The 23,295-nt window shown below is 66.5% G+C and carries 24 protein-coding genes; 16 read left to right on the top strand and 8 right to left on the bottom strand.

Annotation, left to right across the window (positions count from 1 at the left end):
• The first annotated feature begins 17 nt into the window (after positions 1–17).
• The 4 genes from P7F68_RS04180 to P7F68_RS04195 all read left to right on the top strand — a co-directional run bounded on the left by P7F68_RS04180 (position 18) and on the right by P7F68_RS04195 (position 3,880).
• The gene (locus P7F68_RS04180) at positions 18–758 is read left to right on the top strand and encodes a flagellar motor protein (RefSeq protein WP_002944023.1); all 741 of its coding nucleotides are present in this window, start codon (positions 18–20) and stop codon (positions 756–758) included.
• Between the two features lie 13 nt (positions 759–771).
• Positions 772–1,605: a flagellar motor protein MotD gene (gene motD / locus P7F68_RS04185; RefSeq protein ID WP_002924004.1), complete on the top strand. Its 834-nt coding sequence runs from the start codon at positions 772–774 to the stop codon at positions 1,603–1,605.
• Between the two features lie 207 nt (positions 1,606–1,812).
• Positions 1,813–2,355: a PAS domain-containing protein gene (locus P7F68_RS04190; RefSeq protein WP_002944022.1), complete on the top strand. Its 543-nt coding sequence runs from the start codon at positions 1,813–1,815 to the stop codon at positions 2,353–2,355.
• 82 nt (positions 2,356–2,437) lie between these two features.
• Complete coding sequence (locus P7F68_RS04195; RefSeq protein WP_277830940.1) at positions 2,438–3,880, top strand: methyl-accepting chemotaxis protein; 1,443 nt, start codon at positions 2,438–2,440, stop codon at positions 3,878–3,880.
• Between the two features lie 59 nt (positions 3,881–3,939).
• Here the strand turns inward: P7F68_RS04195 and parC are convergent, their stop codons facing one another.
• The 7 genes from parC to flgA form a co-directional block, all read right to left on the bottom strand.
• Positions 3,940–6,396 (bottom strand): DNA topoisomerase IV subunit A, encoded by a 2,457-nt coding sequence (gene parC, locus P7F68_RS04200; RefSeq protein WP_277830942.1) that lies wholly within the window; start codon positions 6,394–6,396, stop codon positions 3,940–3,942.
• Positions 6,393–6,845, bottom strand: coding sequence for a PIN domain-containing protein (locus P7F68_RS04205; RefSeq protein ID WP_002924020.1), 453 nt, complete (start codon positions 6,843–6,845; stop codon positions 6,393–6,395). The genes parC and P7F68_RS04205 overlap by 4 nt, the downstream gene beginning before the upstream one ends.
• Positions 6,842–7,093 carry a type II toxin-antitoxin system Phd/YefM family antitoxin gene (locus P7F68_RS04210; RefSeq protein WP_002924022.1) on the bottom strand — a complete coding sequence of 84 codons (252 nt, stop codon included), beginning with the start codon at positions 7,091–7,093 and terminating at the stop codon, positions 6,842–6,844. Before P7F68_RS04210 ends, P7F68_RS04205 begins: the two co-directional genes overlap by 4 nt.
• A 90-nt stretch (positions 7,094–7,183) precedes the next feature.
• Positions 7,184–9,172: a DNA topoisomerase IV subunit B gene (locus P7F68_RS04215; protein WP_270069619.1), complete on the bottom strand. Its 1,989-nt coding sequence runs from the start codon at positions 9,170–9,172 to the stop codon at positions 7,184–7,186.
• 83 nt (positions 9,173–9,255) lie between these two features.
• Positions 9,256–9,741: a flagella synthesis protein FlgN gene (locus P7F68_RS04220; protein ID WP_002924024.1), complete on the bottom strand. Its 486-nt coding sequence runs from the start codon at positions 9,739–9,741 to the stop codon at positions 9,256–9,258.
• A 56-nt stretch (positions 9,742–9,797) separates the two neighbouring features.
• Complete coding sequence (gene flgM, locus P7F68_RS04225; RefSeq protein WP_277830946.1) at positions 9,798–10,094, bottom strand: flagellar biosynthesis anti-sigma factor FlgM; 297 nt, start codon at positions 10,092–10,094, stop codon at positions 9,798–9,800.
• A 100-nt stretch (positions 10,095–10,194) separates the two neighbouring features.
• Positions 10,195–10,935: a flagellar basal body P-ring formation chaperone FlgA gene (gene flgA / locus P7F68_RS04230; protein WP_277830948.1), complete on the bottom strand. Its 741-nt coding sequence runs from the start codon at positions 10,933–10,935 to the stop codon at positions 10,195–10,197.
• Positions 10,936–11,164: 229 nt separating this feature from the next.
• Between flgA and flgB the strand changes: the two genes are divergently transcribed.
• The 12 genes from flgB to P7F68_RS04290 all read left to right on the top strand — a co-directional run bounded on the left by flgB (position 11,165) and on the right by P7F68_RS04290 (position 22,464).
• The gene (flgB, locus tag P7F68_RS04235; protein WP_002924027.1) at positions 11,165–11,569 is read left to right on the top strand and encodes a flagellar basal body rod protein FlgB; all 405 of its coding nucleotides are present in this window, start codon (positions 11,165–11,167) and stop codon (positions 11,567–11,569) included.
• A gap of 11 nt (positions 11,570–11,580) precedes the next feature.
• A complete protein-coding gene (gene flgC / locus P7F68_RS04240; RefSeq protein WP_002924029.1) occupies positions 11,581–11,985 on the top strand; it encodes a flagellar basal body rod protein FlgC in 405 nt (134 codons plus the stop codon).
• 38 nt (positions 11,986–12,023) lie between these two features.
• Complete coding sequence (locus P7F68_RS04245) at positions 12,024–12,692, top strand: flagellar hook assembly protein FlgD (RefSeq protein ID WP_002944013.1); 669 nt, start codon at positions 12,024–12,026, stop codon at positions 12,690–12,692.
• 15 nt (positions 12,693–12,707) lie between these two features.
• Positions 12,708–14,051: a flagellar hook protein FlgE gene (gene flgE / locus P7F68_RS04250; protein ID WP_277830952.1), complete on the top strand. Its 1,344-nt coding sequence runs from the start codon at positions 12,708–12,710 to the stop codon at positions 14,049–14,051.
• A gap of 43 nt (positions 14,052–14,094) precedes the next feature.
• A complete protein-coding gene (gene flgF, locus P7F68_RS04255) occupies positions 14,095–14,829 on the top strand; it encodes a flagellar basal-body rod protein FlgF (protein ID WP_002924032.1) in 735 nt (244 codons plus the stop codon).
• A gap of 163 nt (positions 14,830–14,992) precedes the next feature.
• Positions 14,993–15,775, top strand: coding sequence for a flagellar basal-body rod protein FlgG (gene flgG / locus P7F68_RS04260; RefSeq protein ID WP_002924033.1), 783 nt, complete (start codon positions 14,993–14,995; stop codon positions 15,773–15,775).
• Positions 15,776–15,785: 10 nt separating this feature from the next.
• Positions 15,786–16,460, top strand: a complete 675-nt coding sequence (locus tag P7F68_RS04265) for a flagellar basal body L-ring protein FlgH (RefSeq protein WP_002924034.1) — start codon at positions 15,786–15,788, stop codon at positions 16,458–16,460.
• Between the two features lie 12 nt (positions 16,461–16,472).
• Complete coding sequence (locus P7F68_RS04270; RefSeq protein WP_002944008.1) at positions 16,473–17,600, top strand: flagellar basal body P-ring protein FlgI; 1,128 nt, start codon at positions 16,473–16,475, stop codon at positions 17,598–17,600.
• A gap of 10 nt (positions 17,601–17,610) precedes the next feature.
• A complete protein-coding gene (flgJ, locus tag P7F68_RS04275; protein WP_277830959.1) occupies positions 17,611–18,642 on the top strand; it encodes a flagellar assembly peptidoglycan hydrolase FlgJ in 1,032 nt (343 codons plus the stop codon).
• 71 nt (positions 18,643–18,713) lie between these two features.
• The gene (gene flgK / locus P7F68_RS04280; protein ID WP_277830961.1) at positions 18,714–20,738 is read left to right on the top strand and encodes a flagellar hook-associated protein FlgK; all 2,025 of its coding nucleotides are present in this window, start codon (positions 18,714–18,716) and stop codon (positions 20,736–20,738) included.
• A gap of 23 nt (positions 20,739–20,761) precedes the next feature.
• On the top strand, positions 20,762–21,961 hold the full coding sequence (flgL, locus tag P7F68_RS04285) for a flagellar hook-associated protein FlgL (protein ID WP_002944005.1): 1,200 nt from the start codon (positions 20,762–20,764) through the stop codon (positions 21,959–21,961).
• A gap of 8 nt (positions 21,962–21,969) precedes the next feature.
• Positions 21,970–22,464, top strand: coding sequence for a hypothetical protein (locus tag P7F68_RS04290; protein ID WP_002924046.1), 495 nt, complete (start codon positions 21,970–21,972; stop codon positions 22,462–22,464).
• A gap of 22 nt (positions 22,465–22,486) precedes the next feature.
• Here the strand turns inward: P7F68_RS04290 and fliR are convergent, their stop codons facing one another.
• Positions 22,487–23,290 (bottom strand): flagellar biosynthetic protein FliR, encoded by an 804-nt coding sequence (gene fliR, locus P7F68_RS04295; protein ID WP_002924049.1) that lies wholly within the window; start codon positions 23,288–23,290, stop codon positions 22,487–22,489.
• Positions 23,291–23,295: the final 5 nt, after the last annotated feature.

A 23,295-nucleotide genomic window follows, 5' to 3' on the forward strand; every position in this document is an offset into this window, starting at 1 on the left:
TATCTTGACGCCTCATCATGGATAAGATCAGCCTCGTCGGCCTGACGCTCGGCATTGCGGCCATCGTGATCGGCCAGGTGCTAGAGGGCGGGCATATATCCTCGCTGGTGCAGCCCACGGCCTTCCTGATCGTGATCGGCGGCACGCTGGGTGCGGTGATGCTGCAGAGCCCGCTGCGCAGCTTCGTCGAAGGCATGCGCATGGCGCGCTGGGTGTTCGTTCCGCCGGCGATGAGCGCCCAGGCGGTCATCGAGCAGGTCGAGAACTGGAGCCATGTTGCGCGCAAGGAGGGGCTGCTGACGCTCGAGAACCAGATCGAGAGGCTGTCCGACCCCTTCATGCGCAAGGGGCTGCAGCTGCTCGTCGACGGTGTCGAGCCCAACCGTCTGCGCGAGATACTGGAAGTCGAGGTCGGCGTCTGGGAAGGGCAGCTGCGCCAATCCGCGCGGGTGTGGGAAGCGGCCGGCGGTTACGCCCCCACCATTGGCATCCTGGGCGCAGTCATGGGCCTGATCCACGTGATGGAGAACCTTTCCGATCCGTCACGGCTCGGCGCCGGCATTGCCGTGGCCTTCGTCGCGACGATCTATGGCGTCGGCTTCGCGAACCTGGTGTTCCTGCCGATTGCGAAGAAGCTCGTGGCCCATATCATCACCCTCACGACCCAGCGCGAGATGTTCATCGACGGGCTGGTCGGCATTGCCAACGGCGACAATCCACGCATCATCGCCAGCCGCATGCAGGGCTACGTCGTCTGAGGGCGGGGCGGCCATGCGGCGCAGGCGCAAGCTCGACGAAGAACATGACAACCACGAGCGCTGGCTGGTCTCCTATGCCGACTTCATCACGCTGCTGTTTGCCTTCTTCGTGGTGATGTATTCGCTGTCCTCGATCAACGAGGGCAAGTATCGTGTGCTGTCCGATTCGCTCGTCCAGGCGTTTCGCAACGTCACCGTCAACGACAGCAGCGAGCAGATCGCGCTGCCCCAGGTCACCGTGGTGCCACCCCGACCGGTCACTGCGCAGGCCGTCCCGGCCGTCGATCCGCAGGCCGAGGTCCGGCGCCGGGAGATGGCGCAGCGCATGCGCAACATGGCGGACGACATCCGGCGCGTGCTCAACCCGTTGACGCAGGCCGGCCAGGTCAACGTCACCGAAGGGGCATTCGGCGTCAGCGTCGAGATCAACGCCAGCCTGTTGTTCGCACCCGGCGATGCAGCGCTCGGCACGCAGGCGGTCAATGCGCTGCGGGCCGTTGCCCAGGTGCTGGCGCCGGCGGGGTTTCCGATCACCGTCGAGGGCCATACCGATGCAGTGCCGATCAGTACGTTCCGCTTTCCGTCCAACTGGGAGCTTTCGGCGGTGCGTGCATCCACGGTGGCGCGGCTCTTCATCGACAGTGGCGTGCAGCCCGATCGCTTGACGGTGGCGGGCTACGCGGACCAGCGCCCTGTCGCCGGCAACAGCACGGAAGAAGAGCGTGGCCGCAATCGGCGGGTGACGATCCTGATCGAGTCGAGGACGGCCGACGTCGCCCCCGATCCGCGGCCGGCCAGCATCCCTGCGGGCGATCCGATTCGCTCGATCCTGCCCGACGGATTCTGAGCCGCCGGGCAACGCCGCACGCCTCAGCTTGCAGGCCGCCTCCAGGGAGCAGGACATGTTCGCAGGCGCCCTCAAGTTGGTCGCTGGCAGGCCGATATGAGCGATGATACGGCCATGCGGCGTATGGCCTGGACCTGCACTCGCAGGCCCTCGCTGCATGCGTTGCGACTGGTTTGCCCGCGTCCTGCTTCCTGGAGTCGTACCTGAATGAAGAGCGGCATTATCCCGGTGGATCGAGAGGTGCGTTTCGATGCGCATGAGATCATCGTCTCCAAGACCGACGTCAAGGGCATCCTCACCTATGCCAACCGCGTCTTCATGCGTGTTGCCAATTTTTCGGAGCGGCAACTGCTTGGCAAGCAGCACAACGTGATCCGTCATCCCGACATGCCGCGTGGCGCGTTCCGCTTGCTCTGGAAAACCCTGGGCGAAGGCCGCGAGTGGTTCGGCTTCGTCAAGAACATCACCGCTGATGGCGCCTACTACTGGGTGTTCGCGAACGTCACGCCCGACCATTCCGACGGCCGGCTGATCGGCTACTACTCGGTGCGCCGGCAGGCGCCGACCGGCGCGATACGGGAGATCGAGCCGCTGTATCGCGAGATGTGCGCAATCGAGGCCCGCGCCGGCGCCAAGGATGCGCCGGATGCCTCGATCGCCTGGCTCACGCGTCAGCTCGAGGCCCGCAGCACGAGCTACGAGGCCTTCGTGCTCGATTGCTACAAGCGCCACCTGAAGAACGGGGAGTGAGTCGATGAGCAGCACGAGAGTTCTCGCACAAACGAGCGGGACCAGCCGCGGGCGGCTATTTGCGTCGCAGCAGTTCACCCTGATGTGTGCAATCTACATCGGCACCGTCTGGATGCTGGCTGGCTTCAATGTATGGACGTCGGGCTGGAACGTCCTCAACACCTTGCTGCCGCTGGGGACGCTGGCCTACGTCGTGTTTTCCTTCGTGCATCACCGCCGTACGCTGGACGCGGTGACCCGCCTCAACGAGGCGATCGTAGCGGCGCGCCAGGGCAATACCCACCATCGCATCACCAATGTCTCGGGTTTGGGCGAGATCGGCCACGTTGCGTGGAACTTCAACGACCTCATGGATGTGGTCGAAACCTATTTCAAGGATGTGTCGAACTGCTTCGAGCGCGCAGCACGGCGCGACTTTACCCGTCCGGCGATGCCGATGGGCATGCCGGGCGATTTCGGCCGCTCCGAACACGAGATCAATCACGCGCTCGAGGCCATGCTCAAGGCGGACGAGTTCTCACGGCGCAACCGCCTGTCGGCCAACCTGCACGAGATGAACGCCGGCTCGCTGTTCAAGAACCTCAGGATCAACCAGAACGACATGCTCAACGTGTCCGAGCTGATGAGCGACGTGCTCGACATTGCGGAGCGCAATGGCCGGGGGGCGCGTGACAGCAGCGAGACGGTGGCCGACCTGCGCGCCACCATGACCTCGATGCATGGCCGGATGCAGCGCATGGGGAGTGCGGCGGGGGAGTTGGGTGCCTCGAGCCGGGAGATCGACCACACGGTGAAGCTCATCTCCGAGATTACCGAGCAGACGAACCTGCTCGCGCTCAATGCAGCCATCGAGGCAGCCCGCGCCGGAGAGGTCGGTCGCGGCTTTGCCGTCGTTGCCGACGAGGTGCGCAAGCTCGCGGATCGTACGCGCCAGGCCACCGAGGAGATCGGCAAGGTCGTACGCAGCCTGCGCGCCTGCGTGGATGAGATGGTCGACCAGACAGGTGGGGTCAGCGGCCAGGTTGCAGAGGTCACCGACCGTGTGAGGCTCTTTGCCGATGGGTTCGCCGACGTGGCCCAGTCAGCCGACGAGACCATCCGCCTGATCGGTACTGCCCGCGAGCGAGTCTTCGGCACGCTGGTCAAGGTCGACCACATCATCTACATGCAGAACGCCCATGTCGCGGTGGAGAGCGGCGGACGCGAGCGCGTCGAGGAGGTCTCGGTGACGGCGCGCACGTGCCGGCTCGGCCACTGGTACTACGAAGGCGACGGGGCACGGGCGTTCGCGGGAGCACCCGCCTATCGCAGCCTGGAGAGGCCGCACCATGCGGTGCATGACGGCGTGCAGCGTGCGGTGGAGGCTTCGCGGGGAGACTGGCTGCACGACGAGGCCGTCTTCAAGCGCATCGTGGACGAGATGCGCGCCGCCGAAGCGGCCAGCAGCGAGGTCATCCGGCTGATTGGCGAGATGATCGAGCACAAGCGGGTGGAGCAGGGGCGCAACGGGAACACCCGGCACTAGCTTGTGTCCGGGCATGCCGGCCGTGCCCGGCCCGAAGGCTGGGGGCACGGGGCGCTGCTTCAGTAGAGCTGTTCCGGCTTCACCTTCGGGGTCAGCGGCACGCCCTTGCGTGCACGCCGGTGGCGCAGGGGTTCGCGCTGCGAGGGCTTCAGTTCGATGCTCACCGCCTTGCCGCCGCGGCCTGAGCCCTTGACCGTGAGCACTGCGTCGTCTGCAGGTACGGCCACGGCGGCGAGCGTCTCGCCCTCGTCCAGTGCCATGACGATCACGCCACGTCCGCCGCTCTGGGTCTTCATTTCGGGGCGGGGGAAGACCAGCAGGCGGCCGTTCTCGGACGCCGCTGCGATCCAGTCGCCGAACACCCTGGCCGGCGCCAATACCTTCTCGCCCTTTTCCAGGCTCATGAAGGCCTTGCCCGCGCGCTGGCGGCTGCTGGCGTCCGCAACGCTGCACAGGAAGCCGTAGCCGCCGCTGTTGGCGAAGAAGTACACCGCGTCCGGCGTGTCGGTGACCACCTGGGCGAGCTTGCCGCCGTCCTGGAACTCGACCAGGGTGGTGATCGGCGCACCGTCGCCACGCCCGCCGGGGAGGTCGGACACCTTTACCGTGTACGCGCGGCCATTGCTGTCGATGACGATCAGCGGCCAGGTGGTGCGCGTCTCGATCACCGCGAAGCCGAAGTCGCCGGCCTTGTAGGCGATGCCTGCGGGGTCGATGCCGTGACCCTGGCGCGAACGCACCCAGCCGTTCTTCGACACGATCACGGTGACCGGCTCGTCCGGCACGCTGATCTCGGCAGGAGCCACCGCGGCCACCGCTTCGACCAGGGTGCGGCGGTCGTCGCCATACTTCTTCGCGTCGTCCTGGATCTCCTTGAGGATCAGCTTGGTCATCGCCGCGCGGTTGTCCAGGATGTGCTGAAGGCCGGCGCGTTCGTCCTTGAGCTCGGCGAGTTCCTTCTCGATCTTGAAGCCTTCGAGGCGGGCCAACTGACGCAGGCGGATCTCGAGGATGTCCTCGGCCTGGGTCTCGGACAGGCCGAAGGCGGCGATCAGCGCCGGCTTGGGCTCGTCCGACTCGCGGATCACGCGGATCACTTCCTCGATGTGCAGGAAGGCGATCATGCGGCCCTCGAGGATATGGATGCGGCGGTCGACCTCGTCCAGGCGGTGGCGGGTGCGGCGCTCGACGGTGACATAGCGGAAGTCGATCCATTCGCGCAGGACCTGCACCAGGTTCTTCTGCTGCGGCCGGCCATCTCGGCCGATCATGGTCATGTTGACCGAGGCCGAGGTCTCCAGGCTGGTGTGGGCGAGCAGCACCGCCATGAACTCGTCGCGGTTCTGGCGGCTGGACTTGGGCTCTAGCACGATGCGCACCGGGGCCTTGTCGCTGGATTCGTCGCGCACGGTGTCGAGCACGCCGAGCACGAGCTGCTTGAGGTTCTTCTGCTCCTGCGAGACCTCCTTCTTGCCCGCGCGCGGCTGCGGGTTGGTCAGGGTCTCGATCTCGGACAGCACCTGCGCGGCGGAGACGCCGTGCGGCAGCTCTTCGACGATCACCCGCCACTGGCCACGGGCGAGTTCCTCGATCTTCCAGCGTGCGCGCAGGCGCAGGCTGCCGCGGCCCGCCGCGTAGGCGTCGCGGATGGTCTCGGGCGTGGAGATGAGCTGGCCGCCGCCGGGGAAGTCGGGGCCGGGGATGATGCCGAGCACGTCCTCGAGCGTCGCCTCGGGGTGGCGGATGAGGTGGCAGGTCGCTTCGGCCACCTCGCGCAGGTTGTGCGGCGGGATCTCGGTCGCCATGCCCACGGCGATGCCCGAGGCGCCGTTGAGCAGCACGAAGGGCAGGCGCGCTGGCAGCAGCTGCGGCTCTTCGAAGGCGCCGTCGTAGTTGGGGATGAAGTCCACCGTGCCGCGGTCGATCTCGGACAGCAGCAGCTCGGCGATCGGCGTCAGCCGGCACTCGGTGTAGCGCATCGCCGCCGCCGAGTCGCCGTCGCGCGAGCCGAAGTTGCCCTGGCCGTCGACCAGCGGATAGCGCAGGGAGAAATCCTGCGCCACCCGCACCATGGCGTCATAGACGCTGGAGTCGCCGTGCGGGTGGTACTTGCCGATCACGTCGCCGACCACGCGCGCCGACTTCACGTGCTTGGAGGTGGACGACAGGCGCATCTCGTTCATCGCGTACAGGATGCGGCGCTGCACCGGCTTGAGGCCGTCCTCGACCTGCGGCAGCGCGCGCGACTTCACCACGCTCATCGCGTAGGCAAGGTAGGCGCGCTCGGCGTAGCGGTCGAGCGCCAGGGTGCCGTCGTCCTCGGGTTCGGGCTCGGGGGCGGTGGGCGGCGCGGGGGGCGGGGGCAGGTTCGCGCCGGTGGCCGTCGGTGAGTCGTTGGCGCCCGTGTCCTGCGCCGTACCTGAGGTGTTCTTCACTGCAGTGGGCGTCGAGGTCGCGAGTGTTACGGATTCGGATGCGTCAGGCGCATCGAAGAGATCGGGAGTGTCTGTACTCATGTATTCGAACTGCAGGCTGCGAGCAGTAGCGGGTGTGCGACATGCTCGAAAGGATTGATGACGGTGACGCCGCGCCAGGTGAAGCCGTGCTGCAGGTCCTCGCTCAGCAGCAGGCGGCAACGGTTTTCCGCAGCGACCGAGAGGATCAGGCCATCCCAAACCTGCATGCGGTGATCGCAGGCCAGGTCGATGGCCGCCTGAAAGCTCGGCCAGGTCGAATCGGCCACCTCGTAGGCATCGGACCAGTCGAGCAGGGCTGTGCGAACCGCTTCGGCGTCGCGCTTGAGCTTTCCGGTCAGGACCCGATACAACTCACCCAGCGTCTGGGCGGGAATCATCACCTCGCTCGCCGAGAGCGTTCCGAGCAGCACCCGGGCCGCAGCGCAACGTGCGTTGTCGCCGGCGCCTTCTGCATAGGCGAGGATGTTGGTGTCGAGGGCGATCTTCATTGGCCGCGGTCGTACAACTCGGCGCGGGTCCAGTTGCGGTTGTCCGCAACGGGCTCCCCGTCTAGCCGGGCAAGTAGGCGAGCGCGCGCCTTGGTTCGATCGTGGTCGAGTTCCGTCCCGACGACAGCGGGGCTGATGGTTGCAACAGGGCGACCGTGGGACAGGACCGTAACGGTTTCACCCTGGCTCACTTGGCGCAGCAGGCTGGAGAACTGTCGGTTTGCTTCGGCAGCGGAGACGGTATGCATATCGGGTCCTTGGCTAGGAACTAAAGTAGTGAATGTCACTACTTTAGTTCCAGTGGTCTGATCGGGCAATGTCGATGTACCCGCAGGCGCTTAGATATCCGCCTCCACGCTGTCGCCCTTCTCCTCCATCCACGCCCTTCTCCCCGAGGCCTCGCCCTTGCCCATCAGCAGGGTGAACATCCTCAGCGTGTCCTTGAGTGCGCCGCTGCGCACCTTCACCGGCAGCACGCGGCGGGTGGCGGGGTCCATGGTGGTCTCGCGCAGCTGGTCGGGGTTCATCTCGCCCAGGCCCTTGAAGCGGCCGATCTCGATCGCGTCGGGCCTGAAGCCTTCCTTCTCGAGGCGGTCGCGGATCGCGGTGAGTTCGCCCTCGTCGAGCGCGTAGAGCCGGCGCGGCGGGCGCTTCTTGCCCTGGGCCGGTACGTCGACGCGGTACAGCGGCGGTTGCGCCACGTACACATGGCCACGCTCGATCAGCTTTGGGAAGTGGCGGAAGAACAGTGTGAGCAGCAGGGTCTGGATGTGGGCACCGTCCACGTCGGCGTCAGACATGATGACGACCTTGCCGTAGCGCAGGCCGGAGAGGTCAACGTCGCTGTCGGCCTTGTGCGCATCCACGCCCAAGGCCACCGCGATGTCGTGGATTTCGGCGTTGGCGAACAGACGATCCGGGTCGATCTCCCAGGCGTTCTGCACCTTGCCGCGCAGCGGCAGGATGGCCTGGGTCTCCTTGTTGCGCGCCATCTTGGCCGAGCCGCCGGCGGAGTCGCCTTCGACCAGGAAGAGTTCATTGTCGGCGAGATCTTCGGACTCGCAGTCCGACAGCTTGCCGGGCAGCACGGCGACCCCCGAGGTTTTCTTCTTCTCGACCTTCTGCGCGCTCTTCTGGCGCGCTAGCGCCTGCTTGATCGAGAGTTCGGCGATGGCCTTGCCGGCCTCGACGTGGTTGTTGAGCCAGATCTCGAAGGGGTCGCGCAACTGGCTGGAGACGAGCTTGACCGCCTCGCGTGAGTTGAGCTTTTCCTTTACCTGGCCCTGGAACTGTGGGTCGAGCAGGCGCGCCGAGAGGACGAAGCTCATGCGCCCGCACACGTCCTCCTGCTGCAGCTTGACGCCGCGCGGCAGCAGGGTGTGGTGGTCGATGAAGGACTTCATGGCCTCGAACACGCCGGCGCGCAGGCCCGACTCATGGGTGCCACCATTCACCGTGGGGATCAGGTTGACGTAGGACTCGCTGGGCACGGCCGACTCGAACCAGGCCAGCGCCCAGGCTGCGCCTTCGCCGGGGGCGAAGCTGGCGTCGTCCTTGCCCGCGTACTTCTCGGCGGTGAAGATCGGCGCCACCGCCTCGATGTCGCCAGCGAGCTCCCTGAGGTAGCCGGCCAGGCCCTCGGGGTAGGACCAGGTCTTGGTCAGCACCGGGCCGCCGGCCTGCTCGATGTCGAGCCGCACCGCGACCCCCGACAGCAGCACGGCCTTGGAGCGCAGCAGGCGCTCGAGTTCGTTCATCGGCACGCGCGGCGACTCGAAATACTTGCCGTCCGGCCACACCCGCACCCGGGTGCCGGTCTGGCGGCCGCATTCGCCCTCGATGCGTACCGGGCTGATCGTCTCGCCGCCGTCGGCAAAGTCGATGCGGTGGATCTTGCCGTCGCGCTTCACCTCGACTTCGATGCGGGTCGACAGCGCATTGGTCACCGACACGCCGACGCCGTGCAGGCCGCCCGAGAAGGCGTAGGCCGAGTTGCCCTCGCGCTTGTCGAACTTGCCGCCAGCGTGCAGCCGGGTGTAGGCCAGCACCACTACCGGCACCCCTTCTTCGGGATGAAGGCCGACCGGAATGCCGCGGCCGTCATCGGCGACGGTGATGGAGCCGTCGAGGTGCAGGGTGACCTGGATCTTTTTCGCAAAGCCGGCGAGCGCCTCGTCGGCGGCGTTGTCGATCACTTCCTGGATGATGTGCGCCGGGCTGTCGGTACGGGTGTACATGCCGGGGCGTTCGCGCACCGGCTCCAGCCCCTTCAGGACTCGGAAGGACGATTCGTCGTACTGCTTTGGAGTGTCTTGCTTGCCAGCCATGCTGCGCGCCCGTTCGGTGTCACGAAGGGCGCAAGGATAGCAGAGAGCGCGTGGCTGATGAGACTGCAGGACTGGATAAATATTCAGGCACTACCGAGCATGCGGCCGCCGCCGGTAGGCTTGGAGAGGCCGTCGGCGTCGTACAGTTGCGGGTGGTTGGCGGCTGACAGCAGGATGGACAGGGCGGCCTGGTTGCCGGCCATGCGTTCGAGGATCAGCTTGCCGTTGAGCGCGTTGCGGTCGCGGGCCTGGCGGGCTGCGCTGACCAGTTCGTCCCAGCGCACCAGCACGCGCGGCAGGTTGCCGAAAAGCGTGCGCATGGCCGCGTCGGCGCTGGTGAGCGCGGCACGCCCCAGAAGGCGGCTGCGTTCATCGGTGAGCCGCTGCAGCTGTCGATAGCGCTCGTTCTTCTCGTTGGCGATGGCCAGCAGGGCGTCGGTGTCGCCTTTGATCAGCACGGCCTCCTCGCGGTCGAGCAGGGCGAGGAACTCACCCAGCTGGAGCAGTTCGGCCTCGACCAGGAGGGCGATGCGCTGGAGTTCTGCTGGCGGTTGGGCGGTAGTCTGCATGGGGTCGGGCCGGCGTGGGCAGGAAGTTCGCGTGCGCGAATCTTAACGCTCCTGGCTTAGCCGCGCGAACCCAGCATTTCCCTGACGCTGTCGAGGAGCCCGTCGGCAATCCGGCTGGCGTCGACCTTGAAGCGGCCCTCGGAGATGGCCTGGCGGATCTCGTCGACGCGCTGCATGTTGACCTCGGGCGTACCGGAGATCGTGCTTTCGGCCTTGCGCATGAGCGAGGCCATCGGCGAGATCTGGACGCTTTCGGCGCTGCTCTGTGCTTCGGTCTTCGCACGCGCAGTTGGCGCGCGGTTGTCCTGTGCGGGCGTGGGGACGTAGGCCTTGCCCGAGCTTTCGATCTTCATGATGGTTTCCAGGAACACTATGAGTCGAAAGGGTCTACGGCACCCCTTCGCTAAACTTTAGCGAATTATCCGCTATGTCGAAGCGTGTGCCCTCGCCGTATCAAAAACCCAGCATGACACCGCCGTCGGCACGCGCCACGCCGTGGACGATCTGTCCGCCAGGCAGGCGTACGCGGACGCGTTCTCCGGGCGCTGCGTCGTTGAGTGCCTGTCCTTCGCCGGAGACGGTGAAGCCTTCGCCCTGAGTGTACACCTGTACGGGGCGGCCGCGGCTGACCGCGTTGGCTTGCCGGAGCACGCTTGCGCGCAGCGGCATGCCTTCGGCTACCGCGAAGCGGGTGATGTGACCCACGGCCTGCTCCGGCGCCGAAAGGACGTTGTCCGGAAGGGCGCTCAGTTCACCCTCGCGGACTTCGACATCGACGGCGTCGAGGCGCTCCGATGAGCGCAAGGCCCGTGCAGCGACGAGGTAAGGGCCGAACACCTGCACCCGTGCCTGAACGTAGGCGGTCCACGGCATCGGCGCGTCGCAGCGGATACCCACGCTGATCGCACCCCACGGGCGCACCCCTGGCGGCAGGAAGGGGGCGATGCTGGCGCAGGCCGGCAGCCGGTTTGTCGGGTCGAAGCGGTTTACGCCGATACGGATGTCGCCGGGCATGCCCTGGACCTCGTGCTCCAGAAACGCCTGCACCGCGTGCTCGATCGGCTCCGAGGGCTGGTGGGCGGAGGCGGCCGTCGCCACGATCGTACTGGCGAGCAGGGCGCCGATGCAGCGGCCTGGGCCGCGTCCCGGCGTGCCCGGGCGGGCGCGAGGGAAAGAGGTCGCGGACGTGTTCATGGGTGGGATTGCAGCACGCTCAGAGGAACAGGGCAAGGCGGCAGCTTTTGCCGCGATGCGCGGGCAAGCGGCAAAGAAGGGCTGCTTTCCGCGGTCTTATCGCGAGAGTGGAGGCCCGCCATGCCTCGTAACATGGCTGGCATGAAAGCTGCGACCACGGGTTCATGGAAGCCCGCCATGCCGCATTCCCCCGTGCCGCGATGGTGCAGCCCGTTCCCGAGGCCATGCGATGAAGACCCTAGTCGACAACCAGTTCCGTTTCCACCAGACCGCGCTGAACCTGCAGGCGTACCGGCAGGAGTTGCTCGCCTCCAATATCGCCAACGCTGATACGCCGCACTTCAAGGCGCGCGACATCGACTTCAAGAGCGCCCTGCAAGGGGCGATGACAGCCGCGCGCAGCGGTGTCGCGCTCCAGACCACGCATGCCGGACACATCACGGGTGGTGCCTCCGCGAGCGCGGAGAACTACGCCAAGTACCGTACCGAGCTGCAGTCCTCGGTCGATGGCAACACGGTGAACATGGACATCGAGCGTGCCGCGTTTGCCGAGAATGCGCTGCGCTACGAGGCGAGCGTGACCTTCATCAACGGCATGCTGCGTTCGCTCAACACCGCGCTCACCGGTCAGTAAGGAGTCCAGCCATGAGCATGCTCAACGTCTTCCAGATCGCAGGTTCTGCGCTCAACGCGCAGTCGATGCGCCTCAACACCACGGCGTCCAACCTCGCCAACGCCGACAGCGTCACGACCGAGACCGGCGAACCCTATCGCGCCAAGCAGGTGGTGTTCGCCGCCCGTCCGGTCGCCGGACCCGGCGCGATCGGCGTCCAGGTCACGCAGATCGTCGACAGTGCAGCGCCGATGCGGCTCGTGTACGAGCCCAACAACCCGGCGGCAAACGCGGAGGGCTACGTCGAGATGCCCAACGTCAACGTCGCCGAGGAAATGGTGAACATGATTTCCGCGTCACGCTCGTACCAGAACAACGCCGAGATCATGAACACGGCACGGACCTTGCTCCAGAGGACACTGCAGATCGGACAGTAAGCCCGTCCGGCAAACGATGCCGCTAGCAGGAGCACACCATGACCACCGTCTCGAACAACCAGACTGCAAACAGCGTGCTGGCCAGCCTGGCCCGCAGCGAGCCCGTCCAGAAGCCCCAGGAAGACCAGCAGGGCCGTTTCCTCAAGCTGTTGACGACGCAGCTGAGGAACCAGGATCCGATGAACCCGATGGAGAACGCGGAGATGACCTCCCAGCTCGCGCAGATGAGCACGGTCGATGGCATCGAGCGGCTGAACAAGCTGGTGCAGTCCTTCTTCGATTCCCGGGCGTCGTCGGAGGGGCTCAATGCGGCGGCGCTGCTTGGTCGCGGGGTGCTGGTCGAAGGCCGCAGCCTGGCCCTCACCGAGGCCGGGGCCGTGGGCGGCTTCGAGATCGACGGCCCGGCCGACCGCGTCACGCTGACGGTGCGCGACAGCGCCGGGCTCGCGGTGAAGCAGATGGATTTCGACGCGGTTGCCGCTGGCAGTCACAATTTCGTCTGGGATGGCTCGGCCGATGACGGTTCGCGCGCTGCCGACGGCATCTACACCCTGTCGCTGTCGGCGACGCTGGGCAACGAGGCGGTCGGCGGGCGCACGCTGCAGTTCGGTCCGGTCACCAGCATCGTGCGCGGCAACAGCGGCACGGACCTCCAGGTAGGTGACCTTGGCGTGTTCAAGGTTGCGGACATCAAGCAGATCCTCTGATCCGGAGCAGCGACCATGGCATTTCAGCAGGGCCTCAGTGGCCTGAACTCCTCCTCCAAAGCGCTTGACGTCATCTCCAACAACGTCGCCAACGCCAGCACGGTGGGCTTCAAGAACTCCGGTACGGTGTTTGCCGACGCCTATGCGTCCTCGCTCACCGGTGCGGTGTCCAAGGTGCAGATCGGCATCGGCAGTGCGGTACAGGCGGTGCGGCAGACCTTCAATCAGGGCAACATCACCACCACCAGCAATCCGCTGGACATGGCGATCAACGGCAACGGCTTCTTCGAGGTCGAACTGCAGAACGGCGGCTATGCGCTGACGCGCAACGGCCAGTTCAACATCGACAAGCAGGGTTACATCATCACGGCGCTCGGTGACCGGCTGATGGGCTACCAGGTCGTGGACCCCATCTCGGGTGACGTGCGTGCTCCCGCCTCGGTCACCGCGGATTCGTTCCGCACGATGGTGATCCCGTCGACCGGCGTCGGTGCGGCTGCCACCTCAGAGGTGGGCCTGAGCCTGAACCTGAGTGCGGATGCGCCGACGATCCCCGACCCCGCCCCGCCGGCCCTGCCAGGGAGTGTTCCGCCGAACCCGAACGACGACAGCACCTACACCTATTCGACCGCGCTCAAGATCTTCGACTCGCTCGGCAAGGAGCACTCGCTATCGTTCTACTTCGTGCGCCGCACCGATGTCGTCGATGCCGCGACCGTGCCGCCGACCTACAGCGAGTGGGACCTGTACACCGTTGCCGACAACGACACGGCCTCGCTCACCTACAACTCGCGCCTTGGCTTCGATGGCCTTGGCCGCATCGCCAGCGTGACGCCCCAGGTGACGGCTCCTGGGGTCACGCCGCCCCTGAACGGCTCGGTGTTCAGCGCCACGCTCGGCAGCGATGCGATCGCGCCGAGCGTGATCGAACTGGCGATGAACTCGATCACCCAGTTCGGCGGCAAGTCGACCCCGCGTGAGCTTACCCAGAACGGCTCGGCTCCGGGCGAGATCGCCGGCCTGGCGATCAGCCGCAACGGCGTCATACAGGCGCGCTACACCAACGGCATCACCAAGGACATCGCGATCGTCAACCTGACGACCGTGCGCAACAACAACGGCTTGTCGCCCATCGGCAACAACTACTGGGTCGAAACCCCGGAGTCCGGCGGCTTTGCCCGCGGCGAGCCGGGCAACGGGCTCAATGGCGTGATCTCGGCTGGTCAGGTCGAGGAATCCAACGTCGATCTGACCCAGGAACTGGTGCAGATGATCATCCAGCAACGTAACTACCAGGCCAACGCGCAATCGATCCGCACCCAGGACCAGATCCTGCAGACGCTGGTGAATCTGCGCTGATGCCTGATCTGGCTGCCGGCCGACAGAACGAAGGGAGTCGAACATGGATCGCCTGATCTACACCGCGATGACCGGTGCCAAGGGCACGATGGACCAGCAGGCGGCGGTGTCCAACAACATCGCCAACGCGGCATCGACCGGTTTCCGCTCGCAGCTGCACAAGCTGAGAGCGGTCGAGATCCAGACCGAGGCCTTCCGCACGCGCTCGTTCGCGGTCGACGCCAGCATCGCCAACGACTTCGCTCCGGGGCCGATCCAATATACCGGACGGCCCTACGACGTTGCGCTCGAGGGCAAGGGCTGGCTGGCCGTTCAGCAGCCGGACGGCAGCGAGGCCTATACCCGCAATGGCAGTCTGGCGCTCAGCCCGGCAGGGGTGTTGCAGACGCGCGATGGCTTGCCCGTGATTGGCGACGGTGGCCCGGTGACGTTGCCGCCCGATACCGAGATCGTCATCGGCCGTGACGGCTCGATTTCGTCCATCAACCCCGACGACGGGGTCGTGAACCTCGTCGGCCAGCTCAAGCTGGTCAATCCGCCCGAAGCCGATCTCGTGCGCGGGGACGATGGCCTGTTCCGCCTCGCCGACGGTGCCGCCGCGCCGGTCGACCCCAATGTCCAGGTCGCAGGCGGCTACCTCGAGGGCAGCAATGTCAACGTGGCTGACCAGATGGTGCAGATGATCTCGCTGGCGCGTCAGTTCGAGATGCAGGTGCGCATGCTGCAGAACGCCGAGGCCAATGACCGTGCCGCCAGCCAGGTGCTGTCCTGGCGTTGATGTCCTGCCCGCGGGGCGCGGCGATTAGCACGGTTTTTGCGTTGCTTATCGTGCAATCGCCTGGCCCGTCCGAGGGCTAGACTGATCCCGTGAAATTGCGGCAAACGCCGCCACCCTGCGGCAGCCTTTGCCGCAGCGGCAAGGCAGAACAGAGGACTTCATCATGATCCGCTCGTTGTGGACCGCCCGTACCGGGCTGGATGCCCAGCAAACCTCGCTGGATGTGATCTCGAACAACCTGGCGAACGTGTCGACGAACGGCTACAAGCGCCAGCGCGCGGTGTTCGAGGACCTGTTGTACCAGACCATCCGCCAGCCCGGCGCGCAGACAACGCAGCAGACCCAGGTCTCGAGCGGGCTGCAGATCGGTACCGGCGTACGCCCGGTCGCCACCGAGCGCATCTTCACCCAGGGCAGCCTGCAACAGACCGGGGGGGCGCTCGATCTCGCCATCCAGGGCAACGGCTTCCTGCAGATCTCGATGCCCGACGGCTCCACCGCCTATACCCGCGACGGGGCGCTGCAACTGGACAACCAGGGCAACGTCGTCACCGCCAGCGGCTATCCGCTGCTCGACGCCATCCAGATCCCGGCCAATGCCCGCTCGATCACTGTCGGCAAGGACGGCACGGTCACCGTTACCGTGCCGGACCAGGTCGAGCCGCAGCCGGTGGGGCAGATCCAGGTGGCCACCTTCATCAACCCCGGTGGCTTGCAGAGCGCGGGGGAGAACCTGTTCTACGAGACCGCATCGAGCGGCGAGGCGACGCCGACCGAACCCGGGACCAATGGCGCCGGGGTGATCAACCAGGGTTACGTCGAGACCTCCAACGTCAACGTCGCCGAGGAGCTCGTCAGCATGATCGTGACCCAGCGCGCGTACGAGCTCAATTCGCGTGCGATCTCGACATCCGACCAGATGCTCGGTCGGCTGACCCAGCTTTGAGGGCGCGGCCATGTCCGTCATCCGCAGCTTCGCACTCCTGGCCCTTGCACTGCTGTCGGGGTGCGCATCCATCGACAGCGTCCCGCCCACGGCAGTGCATCAGCCGATGAGCGTGCGCCCCGGCGAGCGCATGGCCCAGCCACCGGCCAACGGTGCCATCTACCAGGCTGCGGCGGCGAGGCCCCTGTTCGAGGACAGGCGTGCCCGCCATGTCGGCGACATCATCACGATCAACCTGGTCGAGCGCAACACGGCCACCAAGAGCGCGAACGCCAGCGCAAGCCGTGGCTCCGAGATGTCGGGTGGCATCACCGCGACCTCACGCCTGCCCTTGGGCGGGCTCAACGGCCTGGGCGTCGAGGCCGGTGTGGATTCCGACTTCAGCGGCAGCGGCAGCGCGCGCGCCAACAACGCCTTCAACGGCACGGTCACGGTCACCGTGATCGACGTCTTCCCCAACGGTAACCTGCTGGTGTCAGGCGAGAAGATGCTGGCGATCAACCAGGGCAGCGAGTTCATCCGCTTCTCCGGTGTGGTCGATCCCAACACCGTGACCTCCAGCAACACCGTCCAGTCCACCCAGGTGGCCGATGCGCGCATCGAGTATCGCGGCAGCGGTTTCATCGACCAGTCCAATACCATGGGCTGGCTGCAGCGCTTCTTCCTTGCCGTGCTGCCCTTCTGATCGAGGCTCGCCATGCTCCGGATCCAGACCTTGCTGATGCGTGCCGTGGCGGTTGCCGTGGCCGCTGGCATCTTTCTCTCCTCTGCCGCCGAGGCTGCCCCCGAGCGCATCAAGGATCTCGCCTCGATCGCCGGCGTGCGTGACAACCAGCTCGTCGGCTACGGCCTCGTCGTCGGCCTCGATGGTAGCGGCGACCAGACCACGCAGACGCCCTTCACCAAGCAGAGCATCGTCAACATGCTCAGCAACATGGGTGTGACCGTGCCCCAGGGCACCAACATGCAGCTCAAGAACGTGGCCGCCGTGATGGTCACCGCGAACCTGCCCGCATTTGCACGGCCCGGCCAGGCGATCGACGTCACGGTGTCGTCGATCGGCAACGCCAAGAGCCTGCGCGGCGGCACGCTGATCATGACCCCGCTCAAGGGCGCCGACGGGCAGGTGTATGCAGTGGCGCAGGGCAACCTCGTCGTCGGTGGTGCCGGCGCCCAGGCCGGCGGTGCGGCGCAGACGGTCAATCACCTCGCTGCAGGGCGTATCCCCGCGGGGGCGACGGTCGAGCGTGCGGTCGCATCCTCGGTGGGGCAGGGCGACTATGTGATGCTCGAGCTCAATCAGACCGACTTCGGTACGGCACGCCGCGTCGTCGATGCGATCAATGCGGTGTCGCCCGGATCGGCGCGCGCGCTGGACGGCCGCAGCGTCGAGGTACGGGCACCGACCGACGTGTCGTATCGGGTCGCGTTCCTCGCCCAGATCGAGAACCTGCGGGTGACGCCCGAGCAGCAGGTGGCCAAGGTGATCGTCAACTCGCGCACCGGCTCGGTGGTGATGAACCAGCGCGTGACGCTGCAGAACGTGGCGGTGTCGCACGGCAATCTCACCGTCACCGTCAACAGCGAGACGCAGGTCAGCCAGCCCAATCCGCTGTCGCAGGGCCAGACGGTGACTGCGCAGAACCAGGGCCAGGTCGACATCCAGCAGGACAGTGGCAGCATCCACAACGTGCGCGCCGGCGGCAACCTCGCCGATGTGGTCAAGGCGCTCAATGCACTGGGTGCCAAGCCCATGGATCTGGTCAGCATCCTGCAGGCGATGAAGGCTGCGGGTGCCTTGCGCGCCGAACTCGAGATCATCTGAGGCTCGGGCCATGAACGCCGGCGTCCAGCTCAACGCCTTCGACCCCAACTCCTTGCGCGACCTGCAGCGCCTGGCGCGCACCGACGGCCAGTCGAACGAGACGCTGCGCGCGGCTGCGCGCCAGTTCGAGGCGCTGTTTCTGCAGATGGCGCTCAAGTCGATGCGCGAGGCCACGCCCTCGAGCAGCATGTTCGACAGCGAGCAGACGCGCATGTACCAGAGCCTGCTCGACCAGCAGCTTGCGCTCAATGCATCGCAGTCTCGCGGCACCGGCTTGTCCGAGGTGATCTTCCGCCAGCTCGGCGGCCGGCCCGACAGCGCGAGCGCGATCGATGCGCTGGTGCCGTCGGCTGGCGTCGCCGGCGGCTTCGATCTTGCCGGCGTGGCGCGCCGGCCGGCAATTTCTGCCGTGATGCAGCGTGCCGGCCTTGCCGCCGGCACGTCGTCCACCGGTACCGACCCGCTTGCCGGCGGGGATGCGCTTGCCGCGGCCCAGTCTGCGCTCACGCAGTCGCGCTTCGCCGATGCGATCCGCCAGGCGCGCGATGCGGCTGGCGATGTCGTGGCCAAGGTGCGCGATTTCGTCGCCGATGTCTGGCCGCATGCGCTGGAGGCCAGCAAGCAGACCGGCATCCCGGCCGCCTTCATGGTGGCGCAGGCTGCCCTGGAGACGGGCTGGGGGGAAAAGCAGCTGCGTCATGCCGATGGGCGGCCCAGCCACAACCTGTTCAACATCAAGGCCGGGTCCAACTGGCAGGGCGAGACGGTCGACCGTACCGTTACCGAATATGCGGGCGGGCAGGCGTATGCCGAACCCTCGCGTTTCCGCGCCTATTCGTCCTATGCCGAGTCCTTCGCAGACTACGCCCGGCTGATGACGCGCAGTCCGCGCTATGGCGCGGTGCTGGGCTCGACCAGCGCAGCCGGATTCGCTCGTGCGCTGCAGGACGCCGGCTATGCCACCGATCCGCACTATGCCGACAAGCTCACCCGCATCATCGGCGGCGCTACCCTGCGCAACGCGCTGGCAGGCATGGGCTGATATTGCCGCCCGCGGGCTGGCAAGGTATTTGCTGAGTACCTGCAAGGAATCACTGGAACAGGACTCGGATCATGGCTGGCATGCTCAACATCGGTGTCTCGGGCCTCAATGCAGCGCAGGCCCAGCTCAACACCACCAGTCACAACATCACCAATGCGGGGACGACCGGCTATCACCGTCAGACGGTCAGCCAGGGCGCGCGCGAGCCCCTGTTTACCGGCGCAGGCTTCTTTGGCCAGGGCACCAACGTCACCGGCATCACGCGCTCCTACAACCAGTTCCTGGAGGCGCAGGTCACGCAGGCCGACAACCGTCGTGCGCAGTATGCGGCCTACGGTAGCCAGATCGGCCAGATCAACAACCTGCTCGCCGACAGCACCACCGGCCTGTCGCCGGCCCTGGCGAACTTCTTTGCCGGCGTGCAGGAGGTGGCGTCCAACCCGACCAGCGTGGCCGCTCGCCAGTCGCTGATCTCCAACGGCCAGGCGCTGGCCTCGCGCTTCCAGGCGCTCAACACCCGCCTTGAGGAGATCCGCCAGGGCGTCGAGGGCAATCTGGTCCAGACCGTCGAGTCGATCAACACCTACGCCAAGGCCATTGCCGAGATGAACCAGCGCATCGTGGTCGCGCAGGCCGGTGGAGCGGGCACGCCCGCCAACGACCTGCTCGACCAGCGCGACCAGCTTCTGGCAGAACTCAACAAGCTGGTGCAGATCTCGGTGGTGGCCGAGACCGATGGCACCAAGGCGAATGGCGGGGTGTCGGTCTTCATCGGCTCGGGCCAGCCTCTCGTCCTGCGCGGGACCGTGTCGGAGTTCGAGGTCATCCCGAGCCAGGTCGATCCGAAGCGGGGCGCGATCTCCATGAAGGTGCCTGGCGGCAACACCATCGAGATCGCGGAGTCGCTGCTCGGCGGCGGCGAACTCGGGGGGCTGCTCGAGTTCCGCAGGAGCTCGCTTGACCGCGTCCAGAACGAGCTCGGCTTGATTGCCCTGGGCATGGCCAAGGCCTTCAATGACCAGCATGCGTTGGGGGTGACGCTGGAGGGCAGGCTGGGGGACGGCTTCTTCCAGATGCCTCCGATCGGCGTCGTGCCGCAGGGAACCGGCGTGACGGTGGCGCTCACCGATGCGGCGCGCTTGCAGGCGAGCGATTACCAGGTCGTGGGGGAGGGGGCAGGCGGTTTCAGGGTGCGGCGGCTGTCGGACGGCCAGCTCTTTCCGCCGTCGACCAACCCCGCCGCGACCGGCACCTTCCAGGTTGATGGGCTTGCGTTTGCGGGGGGCACCCTGGGCGCAGGCCAGACGGCGCTGGTCCAGGCGACGCGCAATGCCGCGCGCGACATCGCGGTGGCGATCGCGGATCCGCGCTCGGTCGCGGCCGGCAGCCCGGTGATGGCGAACCTGCCGCTCAGCAACCAGGGCACGGCCAAGGCCTCTGGCATCGAGATGCTGAGTGTGGGCGATCTACCCGGTACTGCGCCTGCATTCTCGTCGTTCGCGCTGAGCTTCGACGGCGCCAACCTGAATCTGCCGACCACGGGCGGGTACACGATCCAGCGCCTGCAGTTCCAGCCCAGCAGCGGCGATTGGGTGCCGGTGGGCGGGCCTGCGACCGCGAGTGCCGCCTTCAACCCGACCACCGATGCGTCCGGCGTCCGCTTCCGTATCGCCGAGCCGGGCGGCTACAGCTTCGATGTCGACATCAACGGTGCGCCGCAAAGCGGGGACCGCTTTGACTTTGCGCCCGCTGCCGCGGGGGTGTCGGACAGCCGCAACGCGGTTGCTCTGGGGGCACTGCAGACCAGGAAGGTACTGCTGGCAGACGCCAACGGCCGGCCGACGGCGACCTTCCAGTCCAGCTATGCGCAGACCGTCAGCACGGTCGGCAACAAGACACGCGAGGTGCAGGTCAATGAGGCTGCCCAGGATGCCTTGCTGGCCCAGGCGACCACGGCGCGCGACAGCATGTCCGGGGTCAATCTCGACGAGGAGGCTGCCAACCTCGTCCGCTTCCAGCTCGCCTACCAGGCTTCCGCGCGTGTCATGACCGTCGCGCAGCGCCTGTTCGACGAACTCATCAGCATCGGCCGCTGAGCCGGCATCAAGGAGAGCTCATCATGCGTGTTTCGACCAGCATGATCTACGACAAGGGCGTCGGCTCGATCCAGCAGCAGTGGAAGAACATCCTGCAGACCCAGCAACAGGTGTCGACCGGCCGCCGGGTGCTCACTCCGGCGGACGACCCGATTGCCTCGGCCCGGGCGCTCGAATTGGGGCAGACAAAGGCGGTCAACAGCCAGTTCTCGGTCAACATCGGCTATGCCGACGATGCCATGAAGCTGCTCGAGTCCCGCCTGCAGAGTGCCGGCAGTGTGCTGCAGTACGCGCGCGAGCGCGCGGTGCAGGCCGGCAACGGCACCCTCGCGTCGGAAGACCTTCGCTACATGGCAGCCGACATGAAGGCGCAGTTCGAGGCCATGCTGGCGCTGGCGAACAGCCAGGATGGCACGGGCGACTACATCTTCGGGGGCTACCGTTCGCAGCAGCAGCCCTACAGCGGCGGCTTGTCCGGGGTCGCCTACAACGGCGACCAGGGCGAGCGTAGCATCCAGGTCTCGGCGTCGCGCTACATGGCGGTCAGCCTGCCGGGCTCGGACGTCTTCGATCGCACGCTGGCGCTGAGCCCGGCGTCGATCAAGGTGTACTCGAGCGCGGGCGCTGCGGGTGCGGATGGTCCGGCCGTCACCGCGGTCGACGCGAGTGCCGTGCGCGAGGGCACGCGCTACCAGTTCGAATACGACGCCCTCGCGGCAAGCTACTCGGTCACCCGCATTGGCCAGGACGGCCAGCCCGTGGCACCGAGCCCGGGGAGCTTCGCGATCGGCAGCACCCCCACGATCGACGGCATCACCTTCGACCTCTCCGCGACGCCGGCCGCAAGCCCCGCTGCGTATGAGGTCTTCGTGCCCTCGACCAATCTGCTCAACAATATGGCGATGTTTGCCGCAGCCCTGGAAAAGCCGGGTGTGTCGGGCATGACCGGCGCAGTTGCGTTCGCGCTCGAGACCTTCGATGCCGGCCAGGAAAGCCTGCTCAGGACGCGCGCCCAGATCGGTTCGCAGCTCACCGAGACCGAGGCGCTGGCCAATCTCGGCAGTGATCTCGATCTCCAGTATGCGACCACGCTGTCGGGCCTGCAGGATGTCGATTACGCCGAGGCGATCTCGCGGCTGACGCAGCAGCAGACCTACCTGCAGGCGGCGCAGCAGTCGTTCATGCGGGTGTCGGGCTTGTCCTTGTTCAACTATCTCAACTGAGGCCGATCATGCGTACCGTTCTCGCCCTGAGCGTAGCGGCTTGCCTGACGGCCTGCGCGTCCGGCCAGGAGGCTCAGGTCCGCGACACCGGGCCTGCGCCCGCGCAGGTCGCCATCGAGCAGGCAGGCCCGGCTGCGGCGGTCGTGGGCGGCGCGATGATGTTGAGCGAGCTCAAGATGCTCAAGCCCGAGTACATCGCAGGCGCACTGGTCGCCTTCGCGATCTACGACCCGCTAGCGCCGACGTGGCGGATCGAGGTGCGCGAGGCCGGGCGTGACCGGGTGCGCATGACGCTGCGTATGAAGGCGCTCAATACCGGTGGTGACGGCGAGGCGCGGCAGGTCGTTGCGCGCAATGCGCGCGATATCGTAGAGGCCGGCGGCTTCGCAGGCTACGAAGTGGTTCATTACGAGGAGGGCGTGGAATCGACCCGGCCTTTTGCCCGCCGCTACGCAAATGCCGAGATCCGATTCGTGCGCTCGCACATGTTCCCGACGCTCTGAAGCGCACTGACGCGCCAGCGGTTCAGCGCGTCGGTGCGGGAAGGGGGGCGAGGGCGTCGAGCAGCATCGATATGCTGTCGAAGCCGCGTTCGAACAGGCTTTGCAGTACCGGTGCGAAGTTGGTCATGAGCCACAGCAGGCCGACGAAGCCGGCGGTGAGCGTGACCGGGAAACCGACCGCGAACAGGTTCAGCTGCGGTGCCGCGCGTGTGAGCACGCCGAGCGAGATGTTGGCCACGAGCAGCATGCCGATGATCGGCATGGCCAGCAGCAGGCCGGCAGTGAATACCGTGACGCCGGTGCGCGCGATGAAGGCCCAGCCGTCCGCACGGATCAGCTCGACGCTCACCGGCAGCCATTCGAAGCTGCGCACCATGATCTCCAGCAGCACCAGGTGGCCGTTGGCGGCGAGGAAGAGCAGGGTGGCGAGCAGGTTGAGGAAGTCGGACAGCACCGCCGTCTGGCCGCCGGCATCGGGGTCGAAGAAGATCGCGAACGACAGCCCCATCTGCATGCCGATGAGCGCGCCTGCCATGTCCACCGCTGCAAACACGATGCGCATCATGAAGCCCATGGCGATGCCGATGAAGACCTGCTGACCGAAGATCACCAGCCCCAGGCCGGAATTGGGCGGCACCTCCGGCATCGGCGGCATGACCGGCAGCACGGCGAGCGCTACGGCGATCCCGGTGGCAAGGCGGATGCGCATTGGCACGCCGCGGTTGGCGAAGATCGGCGCGGACGTGAACAGACCCAGCAGGCGCCCGAGCGGGAACATCAGCGCCGCGAGCCAGGCGTCGAGCTGGGCAGCTGTTACGCTGAGCATCGGGG

The sequence above is a fragment of the Thauera mechernichensis genome (assembly GCF_029588855.1).
In the GTDB taxonomy this organism is placed as follows: Bacteria; Pseudomonadota; Gammaproteobacteria; order Burkholderiales; family Rhodocyclaceae; genus Thauera; species Thauera mechernichensis.

Excerpts from the sequence above, each read along its gene's own strand:
- flgE (WP_277830952.1), top strand. The coding sequence starts at position 12,708 with ATGGCATTTCAGCAGGGCCTCAGTGGCCTGAACTCCTCCTCCAAAGCG.
- flgC (WP_002924029.1), top strand. The coding sequence starts at position 11,581 with ATGAGCATGCTCAACGTCTTCCAGATCGCAGGTTCTGCGCTCAACGCG.
- flgG (WP_002924033.1), top strand. The coding sequence starts at position 14,993 with ATGATCCGCTCGTTGTGGACCGCCCGTACCGGGCTGGATGCCCAGCAA.
- P7F68_RS04265 (WP_002924034.1), top strand. The coding sequence starts at position 15,786 with ATGTCCGTCATCCGCAGCTTCGCACTCCTGGCCCTTGCACTGCTGTCG.
- P7F68_RS04205 (WP_002924020.1), bottom strand. The coding sequence starts at position 6,845 with ATGAAGATCGCCCTCGACACCAACATCCTCGCCTATGCAGAAGGCGCC.
- flgJ (WP_277830959.1), top strand. The coding sequence starts at position 17,611 with ATGAACGCCGGCGTCCAGCTCAACGCCTTCGACCCCAACTCCTTGCGC.
- P7F68_RS04270 (WP_002944008.1), top strand. The coding sequence starts at position 16,473 with ATGCTCCGGATCCAGACCTTGCTGATGCGTGCCGTGGCGGTTGCCGTG.
- flgM (WP_277830946.1), bottom strand. The coding sequence starts at position 10,094 with ATGAAGATCGAAAGCTCGGGCAAGGCCTACGTCCCCACGCCCGCACAG.
- flgB (WP_002924027.1), top strand. The coding sequence starts at position 11,165 with ATGAAGACCCTAGTCGACAACCAGTTCCGTTTCCACCAGACCGCGCTG.
- P7F68_RS04190 (WP_002944022.1), top strand. The coding sequence starts at position 1,813 with ATGAAGAGCGGCATTATCCCGGTGGATCGAGAGGTGCGTTTCGATGCG.
- flgL (WP_002944005.1), top strand. The coding sequence starts at position 20,762 with ATGCGTGTTTCGACCAGCATGATCTACGACAAGGGCGTCGGCTCGATC.
- P7F68_RS04180 (WP_002944023.1), top strand. The coding sequence starts at position 18 with ATGGATAAGATCAGCCTCGTCGGCCTGACGCTCGGCATTGCGGCCATC.
- parC (WP_277830942.1), bottom strand. The coding sequence starts at position 6,396 with ATGAGTACAGACACTCCCGATCTCTTCGATGCGCCTGACGCATCCGAA.
- motD (WP_002924004.1), top strand. The coding sequence starts at position 772 with ATGCGGCGCAGGCGCAAGCTCGACGAAGAACATGACAACCACGAGCGC.
- P7F68_RS04290 (WP_002924046.1), top strand. The coding sequence starts at position 21,970 with ATGCGTACCGTTCTCGCCCTGAGCGTAGCGGCTTGCCTGACGGCCTGC.
- flgK (WP_277830961.1), top strand. The coding sequence starts at position 18,714 with ATGGCTGGCATGCTCAACATCGGTGTCTCGGGCCTCAATGCAGCGCAG.
- P7F68_RS04220 (WP_002924024.1), bottom strand. The coding sequence starts at position 9,741 with ATGCAGACTACCGCCCAACCGCCAGCAGAACTCCAGCGCATCGCCCTC.
- flgA (WP_277830948.1), bottom strand. The coding sequence starts at position 10,935 with ATGAACACGTCCGCGACCTCTTTCCCTCGCGCCCGCCCGGGCACGCCG.
- flgF (WP_002924032.1), top strand. The coding sequence starts at position 14,095 with ATGGATCGCCTGATCTACACCGCGATGACCGGTGCCAAGGGCACGATG.
- P7F68_RS04215 (WP_270069619.1), bottom strand. The coding sequence starts at position 9,172 with ATGGCTGGCAAGCAAGACACTCCAAAGCAGTACGACGAATCGTCCTTC.
- P7F68_RS04245 (WP_002944013.1), top strand. The coding sequence starts at position 12,024 with ATGACCACCGTCTCGAACAACCAGACTGCAAACAGCGTGCTGGCCAGC.
- P7F68_RS04195 (WP_277830940.1), top strand. The coding sequence starts at position 2,438 with ATGTGTGCAATCTACATCGGCACCGTCTGGATGCTGGCTGGCTTCAAT.
- fliR (WP_002924049.1), bottom strand. The coding sequence starts at position 23,290 with ATGCTCAGCGTAACAGCTGCCCAGCTCGACGCCTGGCTCGCGGCGCTG.
- P7F68_RS04210 (WP_002924022.1), bottom strand. The coding sequence starts at position 7,093 with ATGCATACCGTCTCCGCTGCCGAAGCAAACCGACAGTTCTCCAGCCTG.